The organism is Nitrospira marina (genome assembly GCF_059568365.1).
In genome coordinates this window covers 1,616,345-1,635,539 of sequence record NZ_JCANTH010000001.1, presented here as the reverse complement: position 1 = coordinate 1,635,539, position 19,195 = coordinate 1,616,345, and the positions used below count along the sequence as shown (strand labels likewise).

The 19,195-nt window shown below is 51.4% G+C and carries 19 protein-coding genes; 7 read left to right on the top strand and 12 right to left on the bottom strand.

Annotated elements, in window-relative coordinates:
• Positions 1–7: 7 nt before the first annotated feature.
• From LX98_RS06665 to LX98_RS06650, 4 genes are all read right to left on the bottom strand, one after another.
• Positions 8–1,669 carry an MlaD family protein gene (locus LX98_RS06665; RefSeq protein ID WP_496428160.1) on the bottom strand — a complete coding sequence of 554 codons (1,662 nt, stop codon included), beginning with the start codon at positions 1,667–1,669 and terminating at the stop codon, positions 8–10.
• Positions 1,666–2,301, bottom strand: coding sequence for a paraquat-inducible protein A (locus LX98_RS06660; RefSeq protein WP_496428159.1), 636 nt, complete (start codon positions 2,299–2,301; stop codon positions 1,666–1,668). The genes LX98_RS06665 and LX98_RS06660 overlap by 4 nt, the downstream gene beginning before the upstream one ends.
• On the bottom strand, positions 2,298–2,939 hold the full coding sequence (locus LX98_RS06655; RefSeq protein WP_496428158.1) for a paraquat-inducible protein A: 642 nt from the start codon (positions 2,937–2,939) through the stop codon (positions 2,298–2,300). The genes LX98_RS06660 and LX98_RS06655 overlap by 4 nt, the downstream gene beginning before the upstream one ends.
• A 448-nt stretch (positions 2,940–3,387) precedes the next feature.
• Complete coding sequence (locus LX98_RS06650) at positions 3,388–3,765, bottom strand: hypothetical protein (RefSeq protein ID WP_496428157.1); 378 nt, start codon at positions 3,763–3,765, stop codon at positions 3,388–3,390.
• 658 nt (positions 3,766–4,423) lie between these two features.
• Here LX98_RS06650 and LX98_RS06645 point away from each other — a divergent pair.
• Positions 4,424–5,101: an ion channel gene (locus LX98_RS06645; protein ID WP_496428156.1), complete on the top strand. Its 678-nt coding sequence runs from the start codon at positions 4,424–4,426 to the stop codon at positions 5,099–5,101.
• Between the two features lie 208 nt (positions 5,102–5,309).
• Here LX98_RS06645 and LX98_RS06640 read toward each other — a convergent pair whose 3' ends face one another.
• The 4 genes from LX98_RS06640 to LX98_RS06625 form a co-directional block, all read right to left on the bottom strand.
• On the bottom strand, positions 5,310–6,038 hold the full coding sequence (locus tag LX98_RS06640; protein ID WP_496428155.1) for an alpha/beta fold hydrolase: 729 nt from the start codon (positions 6,036–6,038) through the stop codon (positions 5,310–5,312).
• A 157-nt stretch (positions 6,039–6,195) separates the two neighbouring features.
• Positions 6,196–7,644, bottom strand: coding sequence for a phospholipase D-like domain-containing protein (locus LX98_RS06635; protein ID WP_496428154.1), 1,449 nt, complete (start codon positions 7,642–7,644; stop codon positions 6,196–6,198).
• Between the two features lie 348 nt (positions 7,645–7,992).
• Positions 7,993–8,742, bottom strand: a complete 750-nt coding sequence (locus LX98_RS06630) for a DUF3313 family protein (protein WP_496428153.1) — start codon at positions 8,740–8,742, stop codon at positions 7,993–7,995.
• 154 nt (positions 8,743–8,896) lie between these two features.
• Positions 8,897–9,565 (bottom strand): YSC84-related protein, encoded by a 669-nt coding sequence (locus LX98_RS06625; protein ID WP_496428152.1) that lies wholly within the window; start codon positions 9,563–9,565, stop codon positions 8,897–8,899.
• A 239-nt stretch (positions 9,566–9,804) separates the two neighbouring features.
• On the opposite strand from LX98_RS06625, the gene LX98_RS06620 reads away from it, so the two are divergent.
• The 4 genes from LX98_RS06620 to LX98_RS06605 all read left to right on the top strand — a co-directional run bounded on the left by LX98_RS06620 (position 9,805) and on the right by LX98_RS06605 (position 14,694).
• Positions 9,805–12,192, top strand: coding sequence for a fatty acid cis/trans isomerase (locus LX98_RS06620; protein ID WP_496428151.1), 2,388 nt, complete (start codon positions 9,805–9,807; stop codon positions 12,190–12,192).
• 194 nt (positions 12,193–12,386) lie between these two features.
• Positions 12,387–13,487, top strand: a complete 1,101-nt coding sequence (locus tag LX98_RS06615; protein WP_496428150.1) for an AI-2E family transporter — start codon at positions 12,387–12,389, stop codon at positions 13,485–13,487.
• Positions 13,488–13,568: 81 nt separating this feature from the next.
• Positions 13,569–14,324, top strand: a complete 756-nt coding sequence (locus tag LX98_RS06610; RefSeq protein WP_496428149.1) for a methyltransferase — start codon at positions 13,569–13,571, stop codon at positions 14,322–14,324.
• Positions 14,325–14,463: 139 nt separating this feature from the next.
• Positions 14,464–14,694 (top strand): hypothetical protein, encoded by a 231-nt coding sequence (locus LX98_RS06605; protein WP_496428148.1) that lies wholly within the window; start codon positions 14,464–14,466, stop codon positions 14,692–14,694.
• A gap of 69 nt (positions 14,695–14,763) precedes the next feature.
• Here LX98_RS06605 and LX98_RS06600 read toward each other — a convergent pair whose 3' ends face one another.
• On the bottom strand, positions 14,764–15,180 hold the full coding sequence (locus tag LX98_RS06600; protein WP_496428147.1) for a MerR family transcriptional regulator: 417 nt from the start codon (positions 15,178–15,180) through the stop codon (positions 14,764–14,766).
• Positions 15,181–15,345: 165 nt separating this feature from the next.
• On the opposite strand from LX98_RS06600, the gene LX98_RS06595 reads away from it, so the two are divergent.
• On the top strand, positions 15,346–15,558 hold the full coding sequence (locus LX98_RS06595; RefSeq protein WP_496428146.1) for a GDCCVxC domain-containing (seleno)protein: 213 nt from the start codon (positions 15,346–15,348) through the stop codon (positions 15,556–15,558).
• A 36-nt stretch (positions 15,559–15,594) separates the two neighbouring features.
• Positions 15,595–16,137, top strand: a complete 543-nt coding sequence (locus LX98_RS06590; protein ID WP_496428145.1) for a hypothetical protein — start codon at positions 15,595–15,597, stop codon at positions 16,135–16,137.
• A gap of 197 nt (positions 16,138–16,334) precedes the next feature.
• On the opposite strand, the gene LX98_RS06585 is transcribed toward LX98_RS06590, so the two are convergent.
• From LX98_RS06585 to LX98_RS06575, 3 genes are all read right to left on the bottom strand, one after another.
• Positions 16,335–16,808, bottom strand: a complete 474-nt coding sequence (locus LX98_RS06585) for a hypothetical protein (RefSeq protein ID WP_496428144.1) — start codon at positions 16,806–16,808, stop codon at positions 16,335–16,337.
• A 174-nt stretch (positions 16,809–16,982) separates the two neighbouring features.
• The gene (gene zwf, locus LX98_RS06580) at positions 16,983–18,371 is read right to left on the bottom strand and encodes a glucose-6-phosphate dehydrogenase (RefSeq protein WP_496428143.1); all 1,389 of its coding nucleotides are present in this window, start codon (positions 18,369–18,371) and stop codon (positions 16,983–16,985) included.
• Positions 18,372–18,806: 435 nt separating this feature from the next.
• Positions 18,807–19,181, bottom strand: a complete 375-nt coding sequence (locus LX98_RS06575) for a VOC family protein (RefSeq protein ID WP_496428142.1) — start codon at positions 19,179–19,181, stop codon at positions 18,807–18,809.
• Between the last annotated feature and the right edge of the window lie 14 nt (positions 19,182–19,195).

The following is a 19,195-nucleotide window of genomic DNA, read 5'->3' as shown; positions in this document are numbered from 1 at the left end:
ACCTCATTCAATGTTTCCCTTTGACTAATGCTTCAGGATGTTGTTCGAGATAATCGGCCAAAACCCGAATAGAGCGGGCGGCAGCAGACAGCTCCTTCAGGGCGCTGTTCATATTCACCGCAGCAGGTGAATTGGGATCAATCTGCTGTATTCCTTTCTGGACCATCACCAGGGTGTTATCCAAATTCGCCATCAGGGTATCAACCTGCCGGTCAAGACCCTCAGTGAACTTTTCCACATTTCCTAATGCTGCATTAAGATTGTGGACGGCTTTTTGCGTGTCGGGAGAATTGACCAAACGGTTGCCGCCTTCGACGGTTTCCAGTATTTCCTTGGCAATTTTATCAAGAGGCAACCGTCGAACTTCTGCCATCACATCAGTAACCGTTCGTCGCAATTCATCCATCGCTGCGGGTACTGCCGGAATCTCCGGGTATTTTCCGGACATAATCAGCTCTTTCTCTGGAAGATTCTGGTGGAAATCGAGCCCGACGAACAACTGTCCGGTCAGTAGGCTCCCGGTCAACAGTTGAGCTCTCAACCCGCGTTTCACCATATGCTTTATGATCGCGTATTGATCCTCTAATACGTGTGATTGCACAAGCTGTATGGTGGTGATTCGTTCCGGCTGGATCTCGATAAGCACGGGAATTTTAATTTCAAGCGTTTTAGGGTCAAGCTTGACCGCGATATCGGAGACGATCCCGATTTTAATTCCCCGGAATTCCACAGGGGCCCCGACGCTTAAGCCCCTCACTGATCCATCGAAATTAATGACAAACGGACGCGTCATGACATATTTCTCGTCTTGAATACTGGTAAAATTCTCAAAAAGTTTAAAGGCCGTGCCCGGTTGGCTGGGTTCACCCGACCCTCCTGCGGTTGCCGGAGTGTCGAATGCAATTCCTCCTGTGAGGAGGGAGGAGAGCGATTCCATCTTCACATCAAGGCCTTCTGCCCCAAGCGAAACTTCAAACCCGCTTAACTGCCAGAATCGGCTGGTATCCCGTACCCGCTGATGATGCGGGGCTTGAATGAAAATATCAATCAACACACCCTCGCCTTCCTTGTCCAAGGCATAGTCAAGAACACGTCCAACCTGAATATCGTGAAAAAAGACCGGAGCACCGGGGGCACTCGATCCCAGATTTTCCGCCTGCAATTGGAATAGAGCCCCTTGGTCTTCCCGTGTCACTCCAGGTGGTTTCTCGAGTCCCGTGAATGTTCGAGCCGAAGGTCCTGGTCTGGGATCCATGGCAATATAGGCTCCGGACACTAATGTCTCAAGCCCCGAAATGCCGCCTAATCCCAGCCGGGGACGGACCACCCAGAACTGGGCATTTTCCGTGAGGTGAGGCTCAGCCTGTTTGCTGAGTTCTGCGGTCACAACCACGTGAGAGAGGTCATGACTGATATGCACAGTTTTGACGGTTCCGACCTCAATAGACTTGTATTTAATTTTGGTTTTTCCGGCTTCTAACCCGGCCCCATCTTTAAAGGTGATGGTGACCGTTGGCCCCTTTTCGGAGATGGTTTTGTAAGTGAGCCACCCTCCGATTAGAGCCGCCACCAGGGGAATAATCCACACGATGGAAATCCCGCGCTTTTTTTGTACTGTGGCTTCCGGCAAATCCTCGAAATCGCCGGGATGGGATTCCTGATCCTTCATGATTTCTCCTTTATGTTGTCCCAGATCAATCGGGGATCGAAGCTCATGGCGGCAAACATGGTCAGAATCACAACTGCGGCAAATGAGATCGCACCCGGACCGGGTTCAATTGTCGCCACGGCATCAAGTTTTACCAGGGCAATTAAAATTGAAATCATAAAAATATCAATCATGGACCATCGGCCAACTACCTCGGTCATCCGGTATAACTTGGTCCGTTCCCTTGGACGCCATTGAGATTTATATTGGACAGAAAGCAACAGATACGTCAGCGCCAGGAGCTTTAAAACCGGCACGGTGATGCTGGCGAAAAATACCAGCAAAGCAATCGGCATCATTCCGGCATGAATGAGTTCCTTGACCCCGCTCAGAATCGTATCGGCCTCGCCCTTTCCAAACGAAATTACCGTCATCACGGGAAGCAGGTTGGCCGGTATATACAGAATATAGGCCGCAATCAGGAGTGCCCAGGTGCGTGAAATACTACTGGGTTTTCGCAGATGGAGATGGGCCTCGCAGCGAGGGCAGATGGCCTCTCCCTCACTCAACAGAGGGGATATTCGAGTGAGTTGATGACAGGCATGACAACTCATGAGGCCCGACCGGGCTGCAGTCGGGTAAGAGGCGCTCATGAAATCTCCTCCATTTTTTCCCAAACCGTATGGGTGTCAAGCGCAGAGTCGGCGGCAGCCAAGGTCAGGATTAAGGCGACGAATGAATAAATCGCCACACCGGGAACCAGATTGGCCAAATCGGACAACTTCACCACCGCAACAATCACTCCCAGCAAATACACGTCCATCATGGCCCAGGTCCGGAAGTGCTCAACCATCCGAAAGACCAGAGCGGCGTGCCACGGTCGCTTGTTGAATTCCAGCGGCCCAAGAACGTACAACATGCCAAGAATTTTCAGGGCGGGGAAAATGATACTCGCACACAACACCAGAACTCCTAATGCCCACATTTCCCGTTCAAAGAATTCCCTCACCCCTGTGGACAGAAGACTCTCCTGGATACGGCCATTGAGCTCGAATGTCATAAACGGGAAAACATTCGCCAGGGTAAAGAAAATGAGGCTGGCCAGGGCCAGTACGATGGTATGTTCGAAACTATCCCGTTTTTTCGCATACAACGATGCTCCACATCGCGAACACTTGGCCCGCTCACCATACTGGAGCGGGTGAATACGATGAAGGAGATCGCATTCATGGCAGGCGATTAAGGTATGGGGGGCGGCCATGTCATTCCCGTTCGATTTGGCTGGAAACACATCATCTCCACGGTGTGACCTCGATGGAATGTTCTACCGTGTCGCTGATGCTTTTAACACATTCGAGAAAACTTTTCACCAACAACGAGCCAACAAACATGCGACACCAGGCAGAGCTTGGACCCGTAAAGGATGGGCGATCTGAATTGTATGGGTGGATCCGGGTATGTGCCCTGCGGGGTGGGAACGCCATGATGTATGACCCAACCGTGAGATCGCTCCGGGAGGTTGCCATCCCCTACAAGGATGGCCTTTGAGGTTTAAGGGGTGGGACAGAAATCCGCCAGATTAACGGATCAATTTTCTTAAATTTTAATGATTGAAACATACGGTTGGAGATACATTTAAACTGCCGTGTCATGAACAATAGGATCCATTTCCTAACATGCAGCCCATTAACCTATCAAAACAGCCATAAATAAGTTCTTCCTGATTGTCCAATCCTGCGTTAAAGCGGGCCTCTGGTGACACTTTGGACCACAAAGGTTTTATCATCAAAGGTGATGGTCAGCGATTCCCCCTTGTCGTGTGAGGTGCTATGAAGATCCATATACGAATAGGTCCAGATATGAATATGTCCCTCATGCGTCTGGGTTTTGAGGCGGGCGACGGGCTCTCCAAGTAGGGTTAACACCTCATCCTGAGTGGTGGTCTGCGGAATGATTTCTTTTTCGATTCCTATGGGTATCGGTCTCTCACCCATCTCATAGAGATAGGCAGGGTTTTGCGCACATGCGGCAAGGAGAATCGTGAGAAGGAACAACCATATTTTTTGTAGCCCATACCCTTGCCTGTTCTTAAAATCAGATTTTTTTCGTAGCGTCATGAAATTCCTCCCACAAATATAAAAATTTCATCAATCCTTTCCTGCCAAGGCAATGCGGCCCTCTCAGCAGAATTTAACTTGGCGTTCAACCTTTATCAAAAAATTCGACCTACCAACACAACCGTATTCATTCTGTTATAGAGCACAGGAAGAAATGTCCATCTAAACGCCAACCTCTTTGAAGACGCTCCTGAATTTTCTCTCCATTATTCTGGCGGGCGTATTATGGAGCATCCCCCTGAGTTTTGCATCCTAAATCGGGGGACCCTATCCTTTTTCCTATGATAGACTCTGCAAAATACCTGGGACCGGAAGAAGAAGTTTTGCGCACCGTCCGCATTCATTTACCCCGCGCAGCAATTGGGGGAGAAAGCCTTTTTCACAAATGCCAATCCCGCAAATCTTTGTGAATCGGATGAAGGAATCTTGAGACCGCCACCTCCCTTGAAATTCCGGACTGTTGCCCTAGGACCAATGGCGTCATTTTTTGGCCATGGCTGCCACAGTGGAAAGGTTCCATTGCGGGGCCAACCTCCTTATCAAAAAATCAGAACTGAAGGTGCGTTATGCTTATCTTACCGACCATTGGAGCGCCAGAAGACACAGATATGGCAATACAAATGAAGCCTCCCTCTTTCACCATTCGGAGAAGACACCGATGCCTATCAAAAGGATGAACTTTGGGTATTTGCTAGGAGGTCTGTTGTTCCTGTTGCTCTCGGTTGCCATCGCACGAGAAGCAGGGATCACGAGTGAGACCCGGCGTTTGTTCCTTGAACCCGCTCTTTGCCTCATGCTCCTGATGGGGATATGGAGCCATGTGAGTGAAAAAAAATGGTTGATGGTCGGAGGAGGAATTCTTACCGTAGGTGGGATCGCGACTGCCACCATCGACTATTTCTTAGACATTCCTGAGCTTCAGTTTGTCAACATGGTCATCCTATTTGTGTTCTCCCTGGTCAGCACGTGGATTGCTTCCCGACATTTGCTCCTTTCAGGCCCAATCACCCTGAATAAAATTATTGGCGCCATCTGTATTTATCTCCTGATCGGACTCAACTGGTCGGTGTTTTATCTTATCATCAACATCGCCAACCCAGGCTCGTTCCGCGGCCTGACATCCACAGCGGTAGGAATCCAGTTTTCAGAATTGCTGTATTACAGCTATGTCACCATTACCACCTTAGGCTACGGCGACGTGACGCCCATTAAGCCGATCGCCCGCACCCTCTCCTATCTCGAGGCGATCGTCGGACAATTTTATGTTGCTGTCTTGGTGGCATGGCTGGTCGGCATGTATCTTTCCGATAAGAACAATAACGGCAGAAAGCCCTAGGGCATTTTTCGACCTGGAATTGCCTGTTCGCCGTATCTTCGCCTGAGTACTTTGTCGGGGCTTCCATCCCGGGCCAGCCCCACAAACGAGAATCATCCAAACTTCCAGTTCGCCCTCCTCATACAGATCGCAGGTAATGCGGGGGACGCCGTAGATACGGTCACTGGTCTCATGCTATTACCACTCCTTTATCCAAAATACGACCGGTTTACGCGCGTCCGATCTGCTTTCGAACCCATTCATGTACGACCTTGATCATGTCCGGGGTGTGCTCGGAGAACACATGGTCTGCACCTTCAATTTGGACGATTTGCTTAGGTTGATTGGCTCTTTCAAAAATGTCGAGCGAGTCCTGGAGGGGAACAAGGTCATCCTCAGTTCCGTGGACAAGCAGCCAGGGGACCCGTATCGACGGAGCACAGGTGACGACGGTTCCGATGGCCGCGGTATCGTCGATGAAAGTCTGGGACAGCGGGCACGCCGGGTCGCCCCACATGAAGCCCACACCCGGGGTGACGTCGCCGAACTCGCGCTGCGCGAATGCTTCCGTATGGACCATACCGGCGAGTGAAACGAGTCCGACCAGGCGTGTGTCTTGGCCGGCCAGCAGAACGCCGACGGCTCCGCCCATGCTGTGGCCGACATACAGGACCTTCCATCCGTCGAGCGCGTCGAGCACGCTACGCAGGTCCGCCACTTCCTTGGAGATCGTGGAGTCCTCGAAGCGACCTTCCGAATTACCGTTGCCGGAGAACGACAGCCGGAGCGACGGAATTTCGTCGTATGACAGACCTTCTGCCAGCGCGACGACACACGGGCGATCCTTATTGCCCGTGACCCCATGCCCGAGAACAACGATGACCTTCCGACTTGTATCGCCCGGATGGAAGGTGGTGTCGATCTGTTCACCTTCGATGTTGCGAATGGTTCCGAACATGATTCCTCCTGTAATCCGTAAATATTTTGATGATCGTCACCGGCCTTAGATCGAGCCCTACCTGCTAGCCGAATCACGCTTCTTTTCGGCGCGCCCGCTTGGAGGTCTCTTCTGAGCAGATCGACGACGATCCACTTTGTTGGCGCCTTCCACTCTCTCACTGAGCTTTGCTGCGGTACAGCTTGAAGCCTCTGTAGAGAAGCGCGCCGGCGATCCAGGTGAAGACCAGGACAAGTGGATAGGCTAACAAGCGCGGGAAGAACGCGAAGAGAATCCCTAACGTCAGTAGCATCACCCCCGCCGTCACCGTGATACGCGCTTCGCGGGGTTCGAGCACACGCCGGTTCGTGAACGCCGCGCCCACGGTGTTGGCGAGGCGGAGAGCGCCTGCAGCGGCACGCCCGCCACTTCCTCCGCCGCTGGAGAGTCTTGGATGAGGATGTCGCTGCTGATTCGGCGCGCGCACTTTCCGCTGAGCATCTAAGATCACCTCAGTCGCATTCTCCAAGTCCTGCAAATACGTCTCCTCCATGAGGCGCGCGAAAGGTTCGTCTTCAACGACGACGTCCATCTCGCAATTGCCTAGCCAACTGGCGAGGTTGAGATTCGTCGAACCGACCCGCGCCCAATGTCCGTCAGCGACGGCCGTCTTCGCGTGCAGCATCGTCCCGTTCCACTCGAAGATTCGCACACCCGCTTCCAGCAAAGGACGATAACCCGCTCTGGACAAGAGCCTAAGCAGCGGAATGTCGGTTGCGTCCGGCACAAGCAGGCGCACGTCAACCCCGTCGCTCGCTGCCGCACGCAAGGCTTGCACATAGGATGTCGTCCCGGCGTAATACGCATCGACCAACCAGAGCCGTTTCTTCACAAGGGCCGCCATCAGGAGATCGACGCGAAACATCCCCGCCGTCGCCGGCACGCTCGCCACCACGCGAAGGGCCGTTTCGCCTTTCTGCGCGTGCACGTCCGGTTTGACCAGGTCGGGCTCAGGGATCGGCTCTCCCATCATCGCCCAGACCTCTGCGAACGCCTGCTCAATGACAGCCACCGACGGTCCGCGCACTTCCACGCCGGTATCGCGCCACGGTTCAATCTTCTTTTCAGGCACACCGACCCACATCTGCCCAACGCACAAGCCGGTGACAAACCCCACTTCGCCATCCACCGAGATCGTCTTGCGATGGTCACGACTGAGCCAGCCAAAAGGTGAGTCCCAGCGTGGCGGGTTATAGCCACGCACTTCCACGCCGCCCGCGCGCAAACGATTCCAAAAAGCGCGCGACGCTCTACCGAATCCGCCCATCCAGTCGTAAATAAGACGCACGCGCACGCCTTCCTGCGCTTTACCGACAAGCGCATCGGCAAACATTCGACCCGCATCATCTTCGCGAATGATGTAGTTTTCGAAGTGAATGTACCGTTTCGCCCCGCGGATTGCCTCGAGCCACGCCGGATAATTCTCGCACGCGTCTTGGAGCAGTCGGATGGTGTTGCCTTCAATCAGGGGTGCGCCGGCGGCGCGCGAGAAAGCCTGGTTTGCAAGTGAGCGAATGGGTAAAATCGCGGCGCGCTCATGGTTGGGGAGTTGTACGGCGGCGCCCATGGTCATTGTCCCTTCACGTCATCGCCATTGACGGCGGAGTTCGCACTATACGTGGAAGCTTGTTCCCGATATTCCTTTGTGGTTCCGTTGAACCATTCACCGGAAGCAAAGCTCTGTCGCCGGCAGCGCATCAACTGGGCCGACATATATCCATATTTAAAGACGTGTCCAAAAAATCCAGAAAAATCAGTGCTTTAAATTTTTCAGTTGAATCAGGTCCTCATTAGCTGCCTATCAGGCACGGAAGGGTATCCATAAGGGATCGGCCAAAGACAGGTCACCATGGGAAAGTGTGAGGAGGATAATCAGATCCATCCCATTACGAAAAGGACTCAACCGTGCCTTCACTCAAGGTGACCGAGGATAGACCTCTTTCGTTGCCCGCCAATTACGAAGCCGTTGGGACAACCTGGTTGCCCAGTACTCAAAAGCCTGCTGAACATCATCCCATGAGTCCATTGAGCCATCCAACGTTCGACCTCCCATTCGACGATCGACGGCTGCCGCCAGCAGAGTGCCGGTGTCTCCATCGGTTAATTTTCCTTCAACTGTGGCCCGTCCCACAAACGCCTGCGTGCCTGTGGCAAGTCCCGTGGCGGCCGATATCACACCAGCCGGTGGGACAAGAGTGGTAATAATATCCATGCCTACATCGGCTGGCACGGCTTCGGTCAAGGCCAGCTCTAATCGTAATGCTCCGGGTACTAATTTAGGAACGACGAGAAAATCTTCTTTGAGTGTCCAGATCATCTTTGAACGGAGATCTTCACCCAGTTTGTGTAATTGTTCTTGGGGAACCGACGATTGCTTTGACAATAAGACGGTAACCGGGTCCACGTATAACGTGCGATAAGTGGAAAAATCAGCCTGAGGATTCTTATACACGAGAAGCGATTCCCCCTCTCCTCCCTCTTGGAGAAGGGAATAATCTCTTAGGAATCCTGAAGTCTGCACGTTTCCAGCCTGTTCGGTCTTCGCGCAGCCTGCAACAACGAGTACGATCGTGAGTAGGCTTGGGAATGTGAGTCGTTTAAGCCGGACAACCTGCCTCAATCCCGCCTTTCCGCTGCGGCAATTGGAGGATGTTATGTCAACCATTCATGAATTCCTTTCATTCCTCTGTCTGGATGTCTTAAGGAAAAATGGATCAGGGATGCAGAATGAAATCGGCGAAGCATTTCGATCACGCCTTCAGGCACTAGCCTGGCCAATACTTGTATTTCTTGCAAACTCAGCTTTTCCTAAAAAAACCTCAATTGTTTCCATTGGTAGCCTTCTTGACCACTTCAAGCAAAGGATTGGCCTGGGGATTATTCACACTACGCCGCACCAAAATATCGATCGTTTTGGTTGGTGTTTGATAATAACTGGTATTTAACGCATCCCGTGCGGCGACAACGGCTCCTTCAAGAGAAATGCCCGCAAACAATCCCTTTGCCTTGGAAAAGGATAAGAGATCCGCACTCAAATTCGGCGCCGTCGATCCCTCAACCCCTCTCCCGATTGGACCAACCGCGACGGAAGCATCGGCACCCAATTTCAAGGTCGTACTCATCAGGGAATCGATGCCCTTTTGCGTCATGACTAACAACACGACTTCCGAAGCTTGTCCGCCGAATTGGAATCCGAAGCTGGCACCACCCATGGTAAAAAAGGCAGGGTAGCTCCATTCGTTGGTTTTCTCATCACGAGCGATCAACACACCGCTTCCCCCTGACCCGCCGATAAAAAAGGCCCCTTTCATAAATTGGGGAACAATTAAAATGCCCCGCGCGTCTTTCATATAATCCTGGAACCACTGCATGTCGGGATCCGCAAGAAAATTCTCCAGAGTAAAACGAGCTTTATCCACCAGGAACTCTTCTTCGGAAGCATTCTGTGCCCAACCCGAAGTCGGAATGACTAATGCCAGACATAACATGCCCCATCCAAGAATTATCCGGAACAGCCGCGAAGAATGCCTCATGGATCGTACGTGGGTAAACATAATAGACGCCTCTCCAATGCTAGAAGGATTTCCAGAAATGTACCGAGAAAAGGTTTGCAATGATAGTCATATATCGAGGTTAGCAATTTTCACCCTATCCTCGATATAGTGGGAATCGATCAAACAATGAAAAATGGTTTTTAGCAATACAAGATCACCTTTATGGAGATACGATGAACACTCGACCATACGCACAAATGGTTTTCACCCTGCTTCTCACGATCATCGGCGGCGGGTGTACCCTCCTGGTCGGGCTACATCTCGATCAACAATTCGGGAAGTCCTCGCCCCAAAACCGGTTGAACACCACACCCGGGGTCGAGGTGCGAACAGTCAAATATGTGGAGGATGTGAAGCCCATTCTTGAGAACCGGTGTATCGTGTGTCATGGCTGTTACGATGCTCCTTGCCAACTCGACCTCAGTGCGACTGAAGGAATCGAACGCGGCGCCAATAAGGACCTGGTGTATCATGCCGGAAGATTATTGGCCATGGAACCGACGCGGCTTTTTGTCGATGCTCATTCCCCCGCTGTATGGCGGGAGAAACAATTTTATCCGGTATTAAACGAGCGTGTGCAGACAAAAGAAGCCAACCTCAAAGGGAGCTTGATGGCCAAAATGTTAAAGCTGAAGCGGCAGCACCCCCTTCCCACGGTCAGTCCCCTCCCAGCCGGTTTTGATTTTTCCCTTGAGCGTGCCCAATATTGTCCAACGCTCGAAGAGTTTAATGACTTCGCCAAGACCAATCCCTTATGGGGTATGCCCTATGGCTTACCGGGTTTGTCAGACCGGGAATACGGGACCTTGAGGACCTGGTTGGAAGAAGGTGCAGGCTATGAGGCTTCACCTCCTTTGGGAGCAAGCCCTCTGGCAAACATCTCGAAGTGGGAAACGTTTTTCAATGGGAATAGTCGTAAAGATCGGTTAATGAGTCGTTACCTGTACGAGCATTTATTCCTGGCCCATCTATATTTTGAAAATGACCCCACCGGATTATTTTTTCGCCTGGTTCGATCAACCACCCCTCCAGGGAGCCCGATCGACATCATTGCCACGCGTCGTCCCTACGATGACCCGAAGGTTGCGCGCATCTATTATCGTTTTGAGCCGGTTCGGACAACCATTTTGGCCAAAACCCATATGCCCTATTTGCTTAATACGCAGCGCATGGAGCGGTATTACACGCTCTTTTTAGCACCGGAATACGACGTTCCCACTCTCCCGTCTTATGACCCGGAGACTTCTGCCAATCCCTTCGAAACGTTTGAACGCCTCCCGGTCAAATCCCGGTATCAGTTCCTGCTTGATGAAGCCGAGTTTACCCTTATGAATTTCATTAAAGGGCCCGTCTGTCGAGGACAAATCGCTCTTAACGTGATAAACGAGCACTTCTGGATTGTGTTCGGCAATCCTGATAATCCGGCTCTAGCCCAAAATTCCAGATTTCTTGAGAAGGAACAGCGGAATCTTCGGATGCCGACAGAACAGCAGAGTAATGCTGGAGCCCTGAAAAACTGGTTGGAGTATTCTAAATTAGAAAAAAAATATTTCGCAGGAAAAGTTGAGTATCTGCGGCAACATCTCTCCACACCGGAAGAAATTTCTCTCGATCTCGTTTGGGACGGGGACGGCAGGAATGCCAATGCAGCCCTCACGGTGTTTCGGCATTTAGATAATGCGACGGTCGTCAAGGGCTTTGTCGGCGATGAACCCAAAACCCTGGTGCTCCTCGATTATGCCTTGCTTGAGCGCATTCACTACCTGCTGGTCGCGGGATATGACATTTATGGCAATATCGGTCACCAGTTAAACTCCCGGCTTTATATGGATTTTTTGCGGATGGAGGGTGAGCTAGGTTTTCTCACCTTCCTCCCCGAGCGCACGCGGTCAGACGAATGGAAATTCTGGTATCGAGACGCCAGTTCTGAAATAGAAAATTTTGGTGAGGTGTACAACCAACGAGTAAATCGCCAAACAGGCATTCACTTTACCACCGCCCACCCCAAATCCGAATTGGTCGAGATGTTACGCCAACATCTCAAGCCGGTGTTATCCCCCTCTTATGCCATCGAGAAAATTAACAATTCGCACGTCCGTCAACAATTGAAAAGACTCTCGGGCATCCAAGGTGTCGCCCTTTCCTGGTTACCCCAAAATATCATCGTCTCAATCAGTGACAGCGGATCAACAGATCCCGGTGTTTCGAGTCATCAGGTGGTGACCCTCATCCATAACAATGGCTTAAGCAATGTGTCTCACCTGTTCTTTGAACAAGAAAGACGGATTCCCGCAGAAGATACCTTAACCGTGGTGCCGGGATTTTTGGGTGCCTATCCCAACGCCCTCCACCATGTCGAGGCATCGCAATTACAAGATTTTGTCAGCGCCGTGGAAACCCTCAGCAGTGAGGAGGATTATCAAGCCCTGGTGGGTCATTTTGGTGTCAGCCGAAGCGATCCCCATTTCTGGAAACATAGTGATGCCTTACGGATTGCCTATCAAAAGGAGTCTCCAATTGAGGCAGGATTGTTGGACTATAATCGTCTGGAAAACTGGTAAGAAGGCGCGAGGCACAAAAACCTAGCTGCCCCCTTGATGAAGGAAAGGTAAGCCGGTGGTCAAAAGCTCATGCCGGATTGAGCCACCAACTGAATCCCGTCTGCGGCGAGCTTGGTGTTCACCAATCACTTGCGCTTCCTTTAGGGATCACCACCTCATACTAATTAAAGTATCAGGAGAAGGATTAGGCAATTATGGCGATTCACTCGACTCCCCCCCGAAATGAGGAATTTACAAAAAACGCAGTGGAGGCTGCGATTCGGATCGGCCTGGTCGTCCTTTGGGTTGGATGGTGTTTTCTCATCCTGCGCCCCTTTGTCATCCCCATTGTCTGGGGTCTCATCATCGCCGTGGCCATCTATCCGGTGTATGGGTCTCTACGAAATCTGTTACATGATTCTCCTCGTGTGTCAGCAATATTGGTAACGGCCGGTATGTTGGTGATCCTGGTTTGGCCTGCAGTCCTGCTAGGAGGACTTCTGGTTGAAAATGGGGAAATGGTTGTGAATCATTTGAGGGATGGGACACTCTCAATCCCCCCACCACCGCAGGGCCTTGAGACTTGGCCGTTGATTGGAAAACCGTTAGCCAATATCTGGAACCTGGCTTCCGTGAATATTGAGGGAGCCTTCGTCCAACTTGAACCCCAGATCAGGATGCTGGCAAGCTGGCTCCTATCTATGGTCACAGGCACAGGTCTGGCAATCTTGCAATTTTTTGTGGCGGTGTTGATCGCCGGAGTGCTCCTGGCTTACTCCGCGTCCGGCCATCAACTCGCGCATAGTATTGGCAGACGCCTGGCTGGAGACCGGGGAACCGAGCTTGCGACCCTTGCAGAAGCGACCGTGCGAAGCGTGGCGCGAGGCGTATTGGGGGTGGCTCTGATTCAGTCGCTATTTGCAGGGTTGGGATTTTTCATCGCGGGAATCCCTGCAGCAGGATTCTGGGCATTTTTGTGTCTCATCCTAGGCATCGTCCAAATCGGCGTCGGGCCCATCATGATTCCGGTGGTCATTTACGTGTTTTCAACACAGGATACCCTGACATCTGTCCTATTTCTGATATGGTCAATTTTTGTCAGTCTGCTTGATAATATCCTCAAACCGATATTTTTAGGACGCGGACTGGATGTCCCGATGGTGGTGATTTTCATGGGTGCCATCGGGGGATTGCTCTTGTCAGGTATCATTGGCCTATTTATTGGAGCCGTGGTTTTAACTTTGGGGTATAAATTGTTCCTCGCATGGCTGGAAGTAGACCAGCCTGCCCACGAGAACAAGGTGGACGGATTATAGAAAGGTATCATTCCACCCACATACCGGAGTTTGATCAAATTTGTGAAAATGAGATGATAGGATACGGAATGTCTTCTATGGATGAAGATCGATCAAAGCCACAAAGCTGTGCTTGTAGGTTTGCCTGCACAACCCTCTGTCCTCTCAAGCCGGTTGAGATATGTGGAGGGTAAAGTCGAGCAAATCTTGATCGCGCACGAGAGAGAATTAGCCATGAAACAAGAGAGAAAGGCACATTGGGAAGACGTGTATTGGGACACGGCCGCAGAAGAGTTAGGCTGGTATCAGGCCCACCCCACCCTATCATTGAATCTGATTCAGGCCACAGGCATTCAAAAAACCGGAAGCCTCATCGATGTGGGGGGAGGCGATTCGACACTGGTAGACCATCTCCTCGACCAAGATTTCAATCACATCACCGTACTCGATATTTCCGAAGTTGCATTAGAGCGGGCCAAAGCTAGATTAGGCGATCGCGCGGATCTCGTGACTTGGATCGAAGCCGATATCACCGATTTTCACTCAACCAGAACGTATGATGTGTGGCACGATCGAGCGGTGTTTCATTTCCTGACGGAGGCGGAAGATCGAGAAAAATACTGCGAGACCATGAACAGGGCAGTGAGTGCGAAGGGCCACGTGATTATTGCAACGTTTGGTTATGAGGCTCCACCAACATGCAGCCGATTACCGGTCGTTCGGTATTCCCCTGAATTTTTGACCTTAGCCATCGGAAGTAACTTTGTCTGTATTGAGTCCTTCGAAGAGCTTCACATGACGCCAGAGGGCAACCCGCAACCGTTTATCTATTGCCGCTTTACCAGACGCCATCCCTGACATCTCAGGGGGAGAGGAGAATGTTGAAATGACTATTTCAGGGGGATCATAAGACCACAAAAGGGACCAGTCAACGATATCGAGGGTTAGCTTTGCCGGCATTTTGCTAGGGCTCGTATCGATGATGCAGGTCGGCCACATGTCCATAATCATGTTGCAATGGCGGATGCCGATGGGCGTGGGTCCCCACAACTTCCTTTTCGTGTTGGTGTTGACGATGGAGATCGATGTGGTGGTGGGCATGATCATGCTCCATGCCTGTATGGACGTGAAGGTGTTTATGATGTTCGCTGAGGAGACCCCCAACCCCTACTGCCCTCGCCCCCCCCTGCCAGATACTCCGCAACTCTACAATGTTCTCCGAGAATAGGCCCGGCAGGGCCCGAACCATACACCCCACCCAAACCCTTTGGGCTATGTAATACGCCCTTCTCTTTTTTCATAGGCGTTTTTCTTCAAACAGCGATTCAATAATAGGACAGTCAGGAACCAAACCTTCTTCGCATTGGGATGAAATCGAACGAAGTATCTTTTGAAGCCTTCTCAGATCTGAAATTTTCTTACTGACATCCCTGAGATGTTGCTCCGTCACCCCCTTCACTTCCTGACACGTGTACCGCTCCTCGTCAACCAGCCTGAACAGCGTACGAATCTCCTCAAGCGAAAATCCCAGTTCCCGGCTGCGACGGATAAAGACCAACCGTTTGAGTGGTTCCTTGCCATAGAGACGGTGTCCGCCTTTGGTTCTCGGTGGTTTCGCCAGCAAACCAATACGCTCGTAGTAGCGGATGGTCTCGATGTGGCACCCGGTTTTTTTGGACAAAACCCCAATGGTATCCATGCTCCCTCGCTCCATGAGACACCTTCTTGTATCTGTAGTTGCTACAGGTTGTACCATGAGAATCAGGAAGGGGGAAACTGGTCTAATAAAGTAGAAAAATTTTCATGAGTTCGACTAACTCTGTGGAATGAAGAATGGGATGGTACGAACCGTCATGCAGAAAAAATTGGAGAATGGCCAATGGGAGTAAGCACACAACGACAATCCGTCATACGTTGTCCGCAATGCGGCCATCAAAAGGCCGAAACAATGTCACTTGATTCCTGCCAAGTGAGGTATGAGTGCCGGAAGTGCGGAACGATTCTCAAACCCAAGGCAGGAAATTGTTGTGTCTTTTGTTCCTATGGGACGGTGTCTTGTCTGCCTCAGCAGACAAAGCATTTGGACACGTAAATCCAATAGTTGGAACAATCACGAAGGAGATGGTGTATGAAAAACATGAAATTCAGATTAGGTCTGTGCGTCGTCTTCTTGACCCTTCTCACGGGAAATTGGGCCGTTGAAGCTGACCAAATTCAGCCTCAACACATCCTGATCCATATGAAGACTTCTTTGGCCGAAGATGATGCGCAGATTTGCGCCGTTCCCAACGTGGCCTGGGCTCTGATGAAAGCCGGGCACCAGGTTACCATTCTTGTAGATGCCAGTGCCGTTACCTCTGTCACAAAGGGGTTTGGATGGTTCGGGCGGCTGATGCATTCAGACACAACTGCCCTCGATCGGGCCAAGCTACCTGAACGCGAGCGAGTCAGCCTGGCTGACCAGATGGGCGCGTCATTGGGAGAGATTCCTCATCAGTATGGAGAATACTTGGGGTTCATGAAAAAAATGGGCGTGACTATCTATGGCAATCAAACCATGATGCTCCTTTATAATATCGACCTTGATGACGTCGCATCTGAAGTCACCCCGATCGTCTTGAATCGGAAGGTTGAACTTTTTCAGTCTGCGGACCGTATCATCGTGTACTAACCAAAGAGGTTGACACATGCACAGGAAATCGCATTCGGCAGAGGTGTATCGAACTACGGCTGCCAAGGAGTTAGGCTGGTTCAGGCCAATCCCACCATGTGGTTGCACCTGACTGAGTCAATTTGAGTAGGGCAAACCGAAAGTCTCAAAACATGGGAGAGTAGAAAAAACAAGAACACGAATTCATGAATGTCCCATCACTCCTTCAGGGGGATGCTGGCCGCCAGGTCAAACTTTATCGCAGCCTGGATTTTGTTCTCCATTTGCAGGTAGCGAGCCATCTTAGTCGGTGGAAGGACTCTGGCCGGTTTTTCTGAATAGTTCCGCCGCATCTTCACTTCCGCCTCTTCCGTTTTGAGTGTCTCGTTGACCAGTTCTTTGGCCAGGTCTTCGGGCACGGCCCCGGCAGTGTACGCTGCAGCATATTCGGCAATCAGGCCGCCTCGATGCCGGTTTAACGGCTCCAAATCTTTTTGATAATTCTCGTAGAGCGGCCAAAACTCCGTGGATTCCTCTTCGGTCAAATCCATATTGTGGGCGATGAGCAACGTCTTATCTGCCTTCACCTGATCGATCAGATTTTTCATATTAGTAAGTTTCGCGTTCTCCGCGAAGGCTGGAGTCACGCCCATGATGACTGCAGCGACCGCAACCATGATGAAGGTTTTCATAAGGTCACATCCCCTGCCTGCAAAGGTAGATAAAGAATGCCAGAGGTAGAAATGATAAGCGCTCACGTCCGAGTGAGAGGGTTAATGGGAACCTTGAGGGTAGCACCGGCTGTTTTATTGGTAAACCGCAGGAAGACCTAAGACTGAAGGCGTATCCAAAGCAAGTTGATCTCCTCAACCTTCCTCCGTTGGATTATGCCATCCACCAACCTCCGCCACGACGGCCTGTGCCTCATTGGGACCCCACGTCCCTGCCGCATATTCAAAGATAGGAGTGGGCATCTTTAAAACCGGATCCACAATGCGCCAGGCCTCTTCGACTCCGTCCTGCCTGGCAAACAAAGAGGCGTCCCCTTCCATTGCATCACCGATGAGACGCTCATAGGCCCCCTGCTCATCGCCTTTTTGGCGACATACATAAAGCTCAATGTCTTCTCCACTCATCCGTTCGCCGGGTCTCTTTGCCCGGGCGCCCATCGCAATCGCAACCCGGTCCGGACCCAAACGGAAACGAATATGGTTCGATGTATCTGACCGAGTGTGGTCAAAGAGCTGATGAGGCGGATGTTTAAGTTTGACCAACACTTCCGTGGCCGTCACTGGAAGGCATTTCCCTGTTCGAATGAAAAAGGGGACGCCTTCCCACCGCCACGAATCGATGTGAAGCTGCATCGAGGCAAAGGTTTCCACCTGCGAATCCGGCCTCACCCCGGCCTCGTCACGATAGCCCCGGAACTGTCCGCGCACCAAAGATTTCCCCGTGAGCGGCCGAATGCCTTTGAACGTTTTGACCCGTTCATCGCGCAGAACTTCCCCACTGGAACTGACAGGTGGCTCCATGGCCAGGTTGGCCACCACTTGCAACAAATGATTCTGCACGACGTCCCGGATCGCACCGGTTTCCTCATAAAACTTGCCCCGCCCGTCTACCCCGAACTGCTCCGCCATCGTGACCTGTACACTTTCGACGTAGTTTCGGTTCCAGATCGGCTCAAGAAACGAATTGGCAAAACGAAAAAACAGCAGATTTTGAATGGACTCCTTTCCCAGGTAATGATCGATACGGAAAATTGCCGATTCATCAAAGGCGCTGCGCAGGGTACCATTCAGGGCTTGGGCGGATGCCAGGTCGCGCCCGAAGGGTTTTTCCACGACGACTCGTGCTCCGGAGGCACAGCCTGATTTTCCTAAGCTTTCCACCACCGCTGTAAACAGATTCGGAGGGATGGCCAAATAGAAGAGGGGGCGTTGCGCAGTGTCTAAAGTTTGACGTAAACGGGCAAACGTGTTTTCCTCCTGATAATCCCCATCAACGCATCTGAGCAAATCGGAAAGCTTTGCAAAGGCCGCCTCATCGACCCCACCGCCGAATTTCTCCAGACTGGCCCGCGCTCGCTGTCGGAGATGCGCCACGTCCTTGCCGCCTCTGACGACACCGATAATCGGAACATCGACCTTTCCATGTTGAATCAGGGCCTGAAGCGCGGGATAAATTTTCTTCTGTGCGAGGTCGCCTGTGGCCCCGAAAATCACAAGCGCATCTGAACGAGCATTCCCCATCATTCCCTCCTCGACCAATCCACAAAGTATATCAAGGCATCCGGGTTTTCCAGGATAACCCGCCAGTCTCCTGATCCTTTTTGGAATTCACTCTACTTAGAATTCCTCTCCTTTGTAAGGAGAGGCAAGGTGAGGTAGAGTCCTGGTACCCTCGAGAAGCCACGATGGGATCAGCCATTCAGTGCTGTGCAGAGGCTACCTCCCCTCCGCCCCTCCGTCTTTATTCCTCCTCAAAACAAAGCCTTACAAAGGAGGGGGACTCAAGGACGATGAACTTTACAATTTAATCATACGAATGTCTGAAGGACCAGTATAATCCAATGGGCATGAACCAAAGAAGACAAGTTATGTAAAATGACCGTTCTCACTTATCCGGCCAAATAATTTTAATGGGGCATAATACATCTTGGTGTTTAACATATAACCCTCTGGAGTGCTCTACCCTACAGTAAGGAGTTCAAGGATGTGTCCATTTTGATCGCAAAAGTACACCCCGCGCCCGCCACCCCGGTGGTTGATGGTCATATCCTCCCGCGAAGTCGGCCCGCTTCCATAGGGAATGCCTTCAGCCTGAATGCGACCGAAGATCCGGTCGAAGTCCTCTTCACCGACTTTGAATGCATAGTGATGGCTGTCGAATTTGTCGACATCATCATCATCGAAATCAAACGTGAGCGTCTCATTGATCCGTAGCGGCGCGAAATATCCGACCTTTCCTTCATCGAACACGAGTCCGAAAATGTTTGCATAGAATTTTGCCGAAGCCACTTTGTCGTGCGCCGGGACGATGGTGTGATTGAGTTCAATTGCCATGGCCTATCTCCTTC

What these genes read in the sequence shown, in the direction of transcription:
- LX98_RS06665 (WP_496428160.1), bottom strand. Translation starts at nt 1,669, where the DNA reads ATGAAGGATCAGGAATCCCATCCCGGCGATTTCGAGGATTTGCCGGAA.
- LX98_RS06660 (WP_496428159.1), bottom strand. Translation starts at nt 2,301, where the DNA reads ATGAGCGCCTCTTACCCGACTGCAGCCCGGTCGGGCCTCATGAGTTGT.
- LX98_RS06650 (WP_496428157.1), bottom strand. Translation starts at nt 3,765, where the DNA reads ATGACGCTACGAAAAAAATCTGATTTTAAGAACAGGCAAGGGTATGGG.
- LX98_RS06645 (WP_496428156.1), top strand. Translation starts at nt 4,424, where the DNA reads ATGCCTATCAAAAGGATGAACTTTGGGTATTTGCTAGGAGGTCTGTTG.
- LX98_RS06640 (WP_496428155.1), bottom strand. Translation starts at nt 6,038, where the DNA reads ATGTTCGGAACCATTCGCAACATCGAAGGTGAACAGATCGACACCACC.
- LX98_RS06635 (WP_496428154.1), bottom strand. Translation starts at nt 7,644, where the DNA reads ATGGGCGCCGCCGTACAACTCCCCAACCATGAGCGCGCCGCGATTTTA.
- LX98_RS06630 (WP_496428153.1), bottom strand. Translation starts at nt 8,742, where the DNA reads ATGGTTGACATAACATCCTCCAATTGCCGCAGCGGAAAGGCGGGATTG.
- LX98_RS06625 (WP_496428152.1), bottom strand. Translation starts at nt 9,565, where the DNA reads ATGTTATGTCTGGCATTAGTCATTCCGACTTCGGGTTGGGCACAGAAT.
- LX98_RS06620 (WP_496428151.1), top strand. Translation starts at nt 9,805, where the DNA reads ATGAACACTCGACCATACGCACAAATGGTTTTCACCCTGCTTCTCACG.
- LX98_RS06615 (WP_496428150.1), top strand. Translation starts at nt 12,387, where the DNA reads ATGGCGATTCACTCGACTCCCCCCCGAAATGAGGAATTTACAAAAAAC.
- LX98_RS06610 (WP_496428149.1), top strand. Translation starts at nt 13,569, where the DNA reads ATGAAGATCGATCAAAGCCACAAAGCTGTGCTTGTAGGTTTGCCTGCA.
- LX98_RS06605 (WP_496428148.1), top strand. Translation starts at nt 14,464, where the DNA reads ATGTCCATAATCATGTTGCAATGGCGGATGCCGATGGGCGTGGGTCCC.
- LX98_RS06600 (WP_496428147.1), bottom strand. Translation starts at nt 15,180, where the DNA reads ATGGAGCGAGGGAGCATGGATACCATTGGGGTTTTGTCCAAAAAAACC.
- LX98_RS06595 (WP_496428146.1), top strand. Translation starts at nt 15,346, where the DNA reads ATGGGAGTAAGCACACAACGACAATCCGTCATACGTTGTCCGCAATGC.
- LX98_RS06590 (WP_496428145.1), top strand. Translation starts at nt 15,595, where the DNA reads ATGAAAAACATGAAATTCAGATTAGGTCTGTGCGTCGTCTTCTTGACC.
- LX98_RS06585 (WP_496428144.1), bottom strand. Translation starts at nt 16,808, where the DNA reads ATGAAAACCTTCATCATGGTTGCGGTCGCTGCAGTCATCATGGGCGTG.
- zwf (WP_496428143.1), bottom strand. Translation starts at nt 18,371, where the DNA reads ATGATGGGGAATGCTCGTTCAGATGCGCTTGTGATTTTCGGGGCCACA.
- LX98_RS06575 (WP_496428142.1), bottom strand. Translation starts at nt 19,181, where the DNA reads ATGGCAATTGAACTCAATCACACCATCGTCCCGGCGCACGACAAAGTG.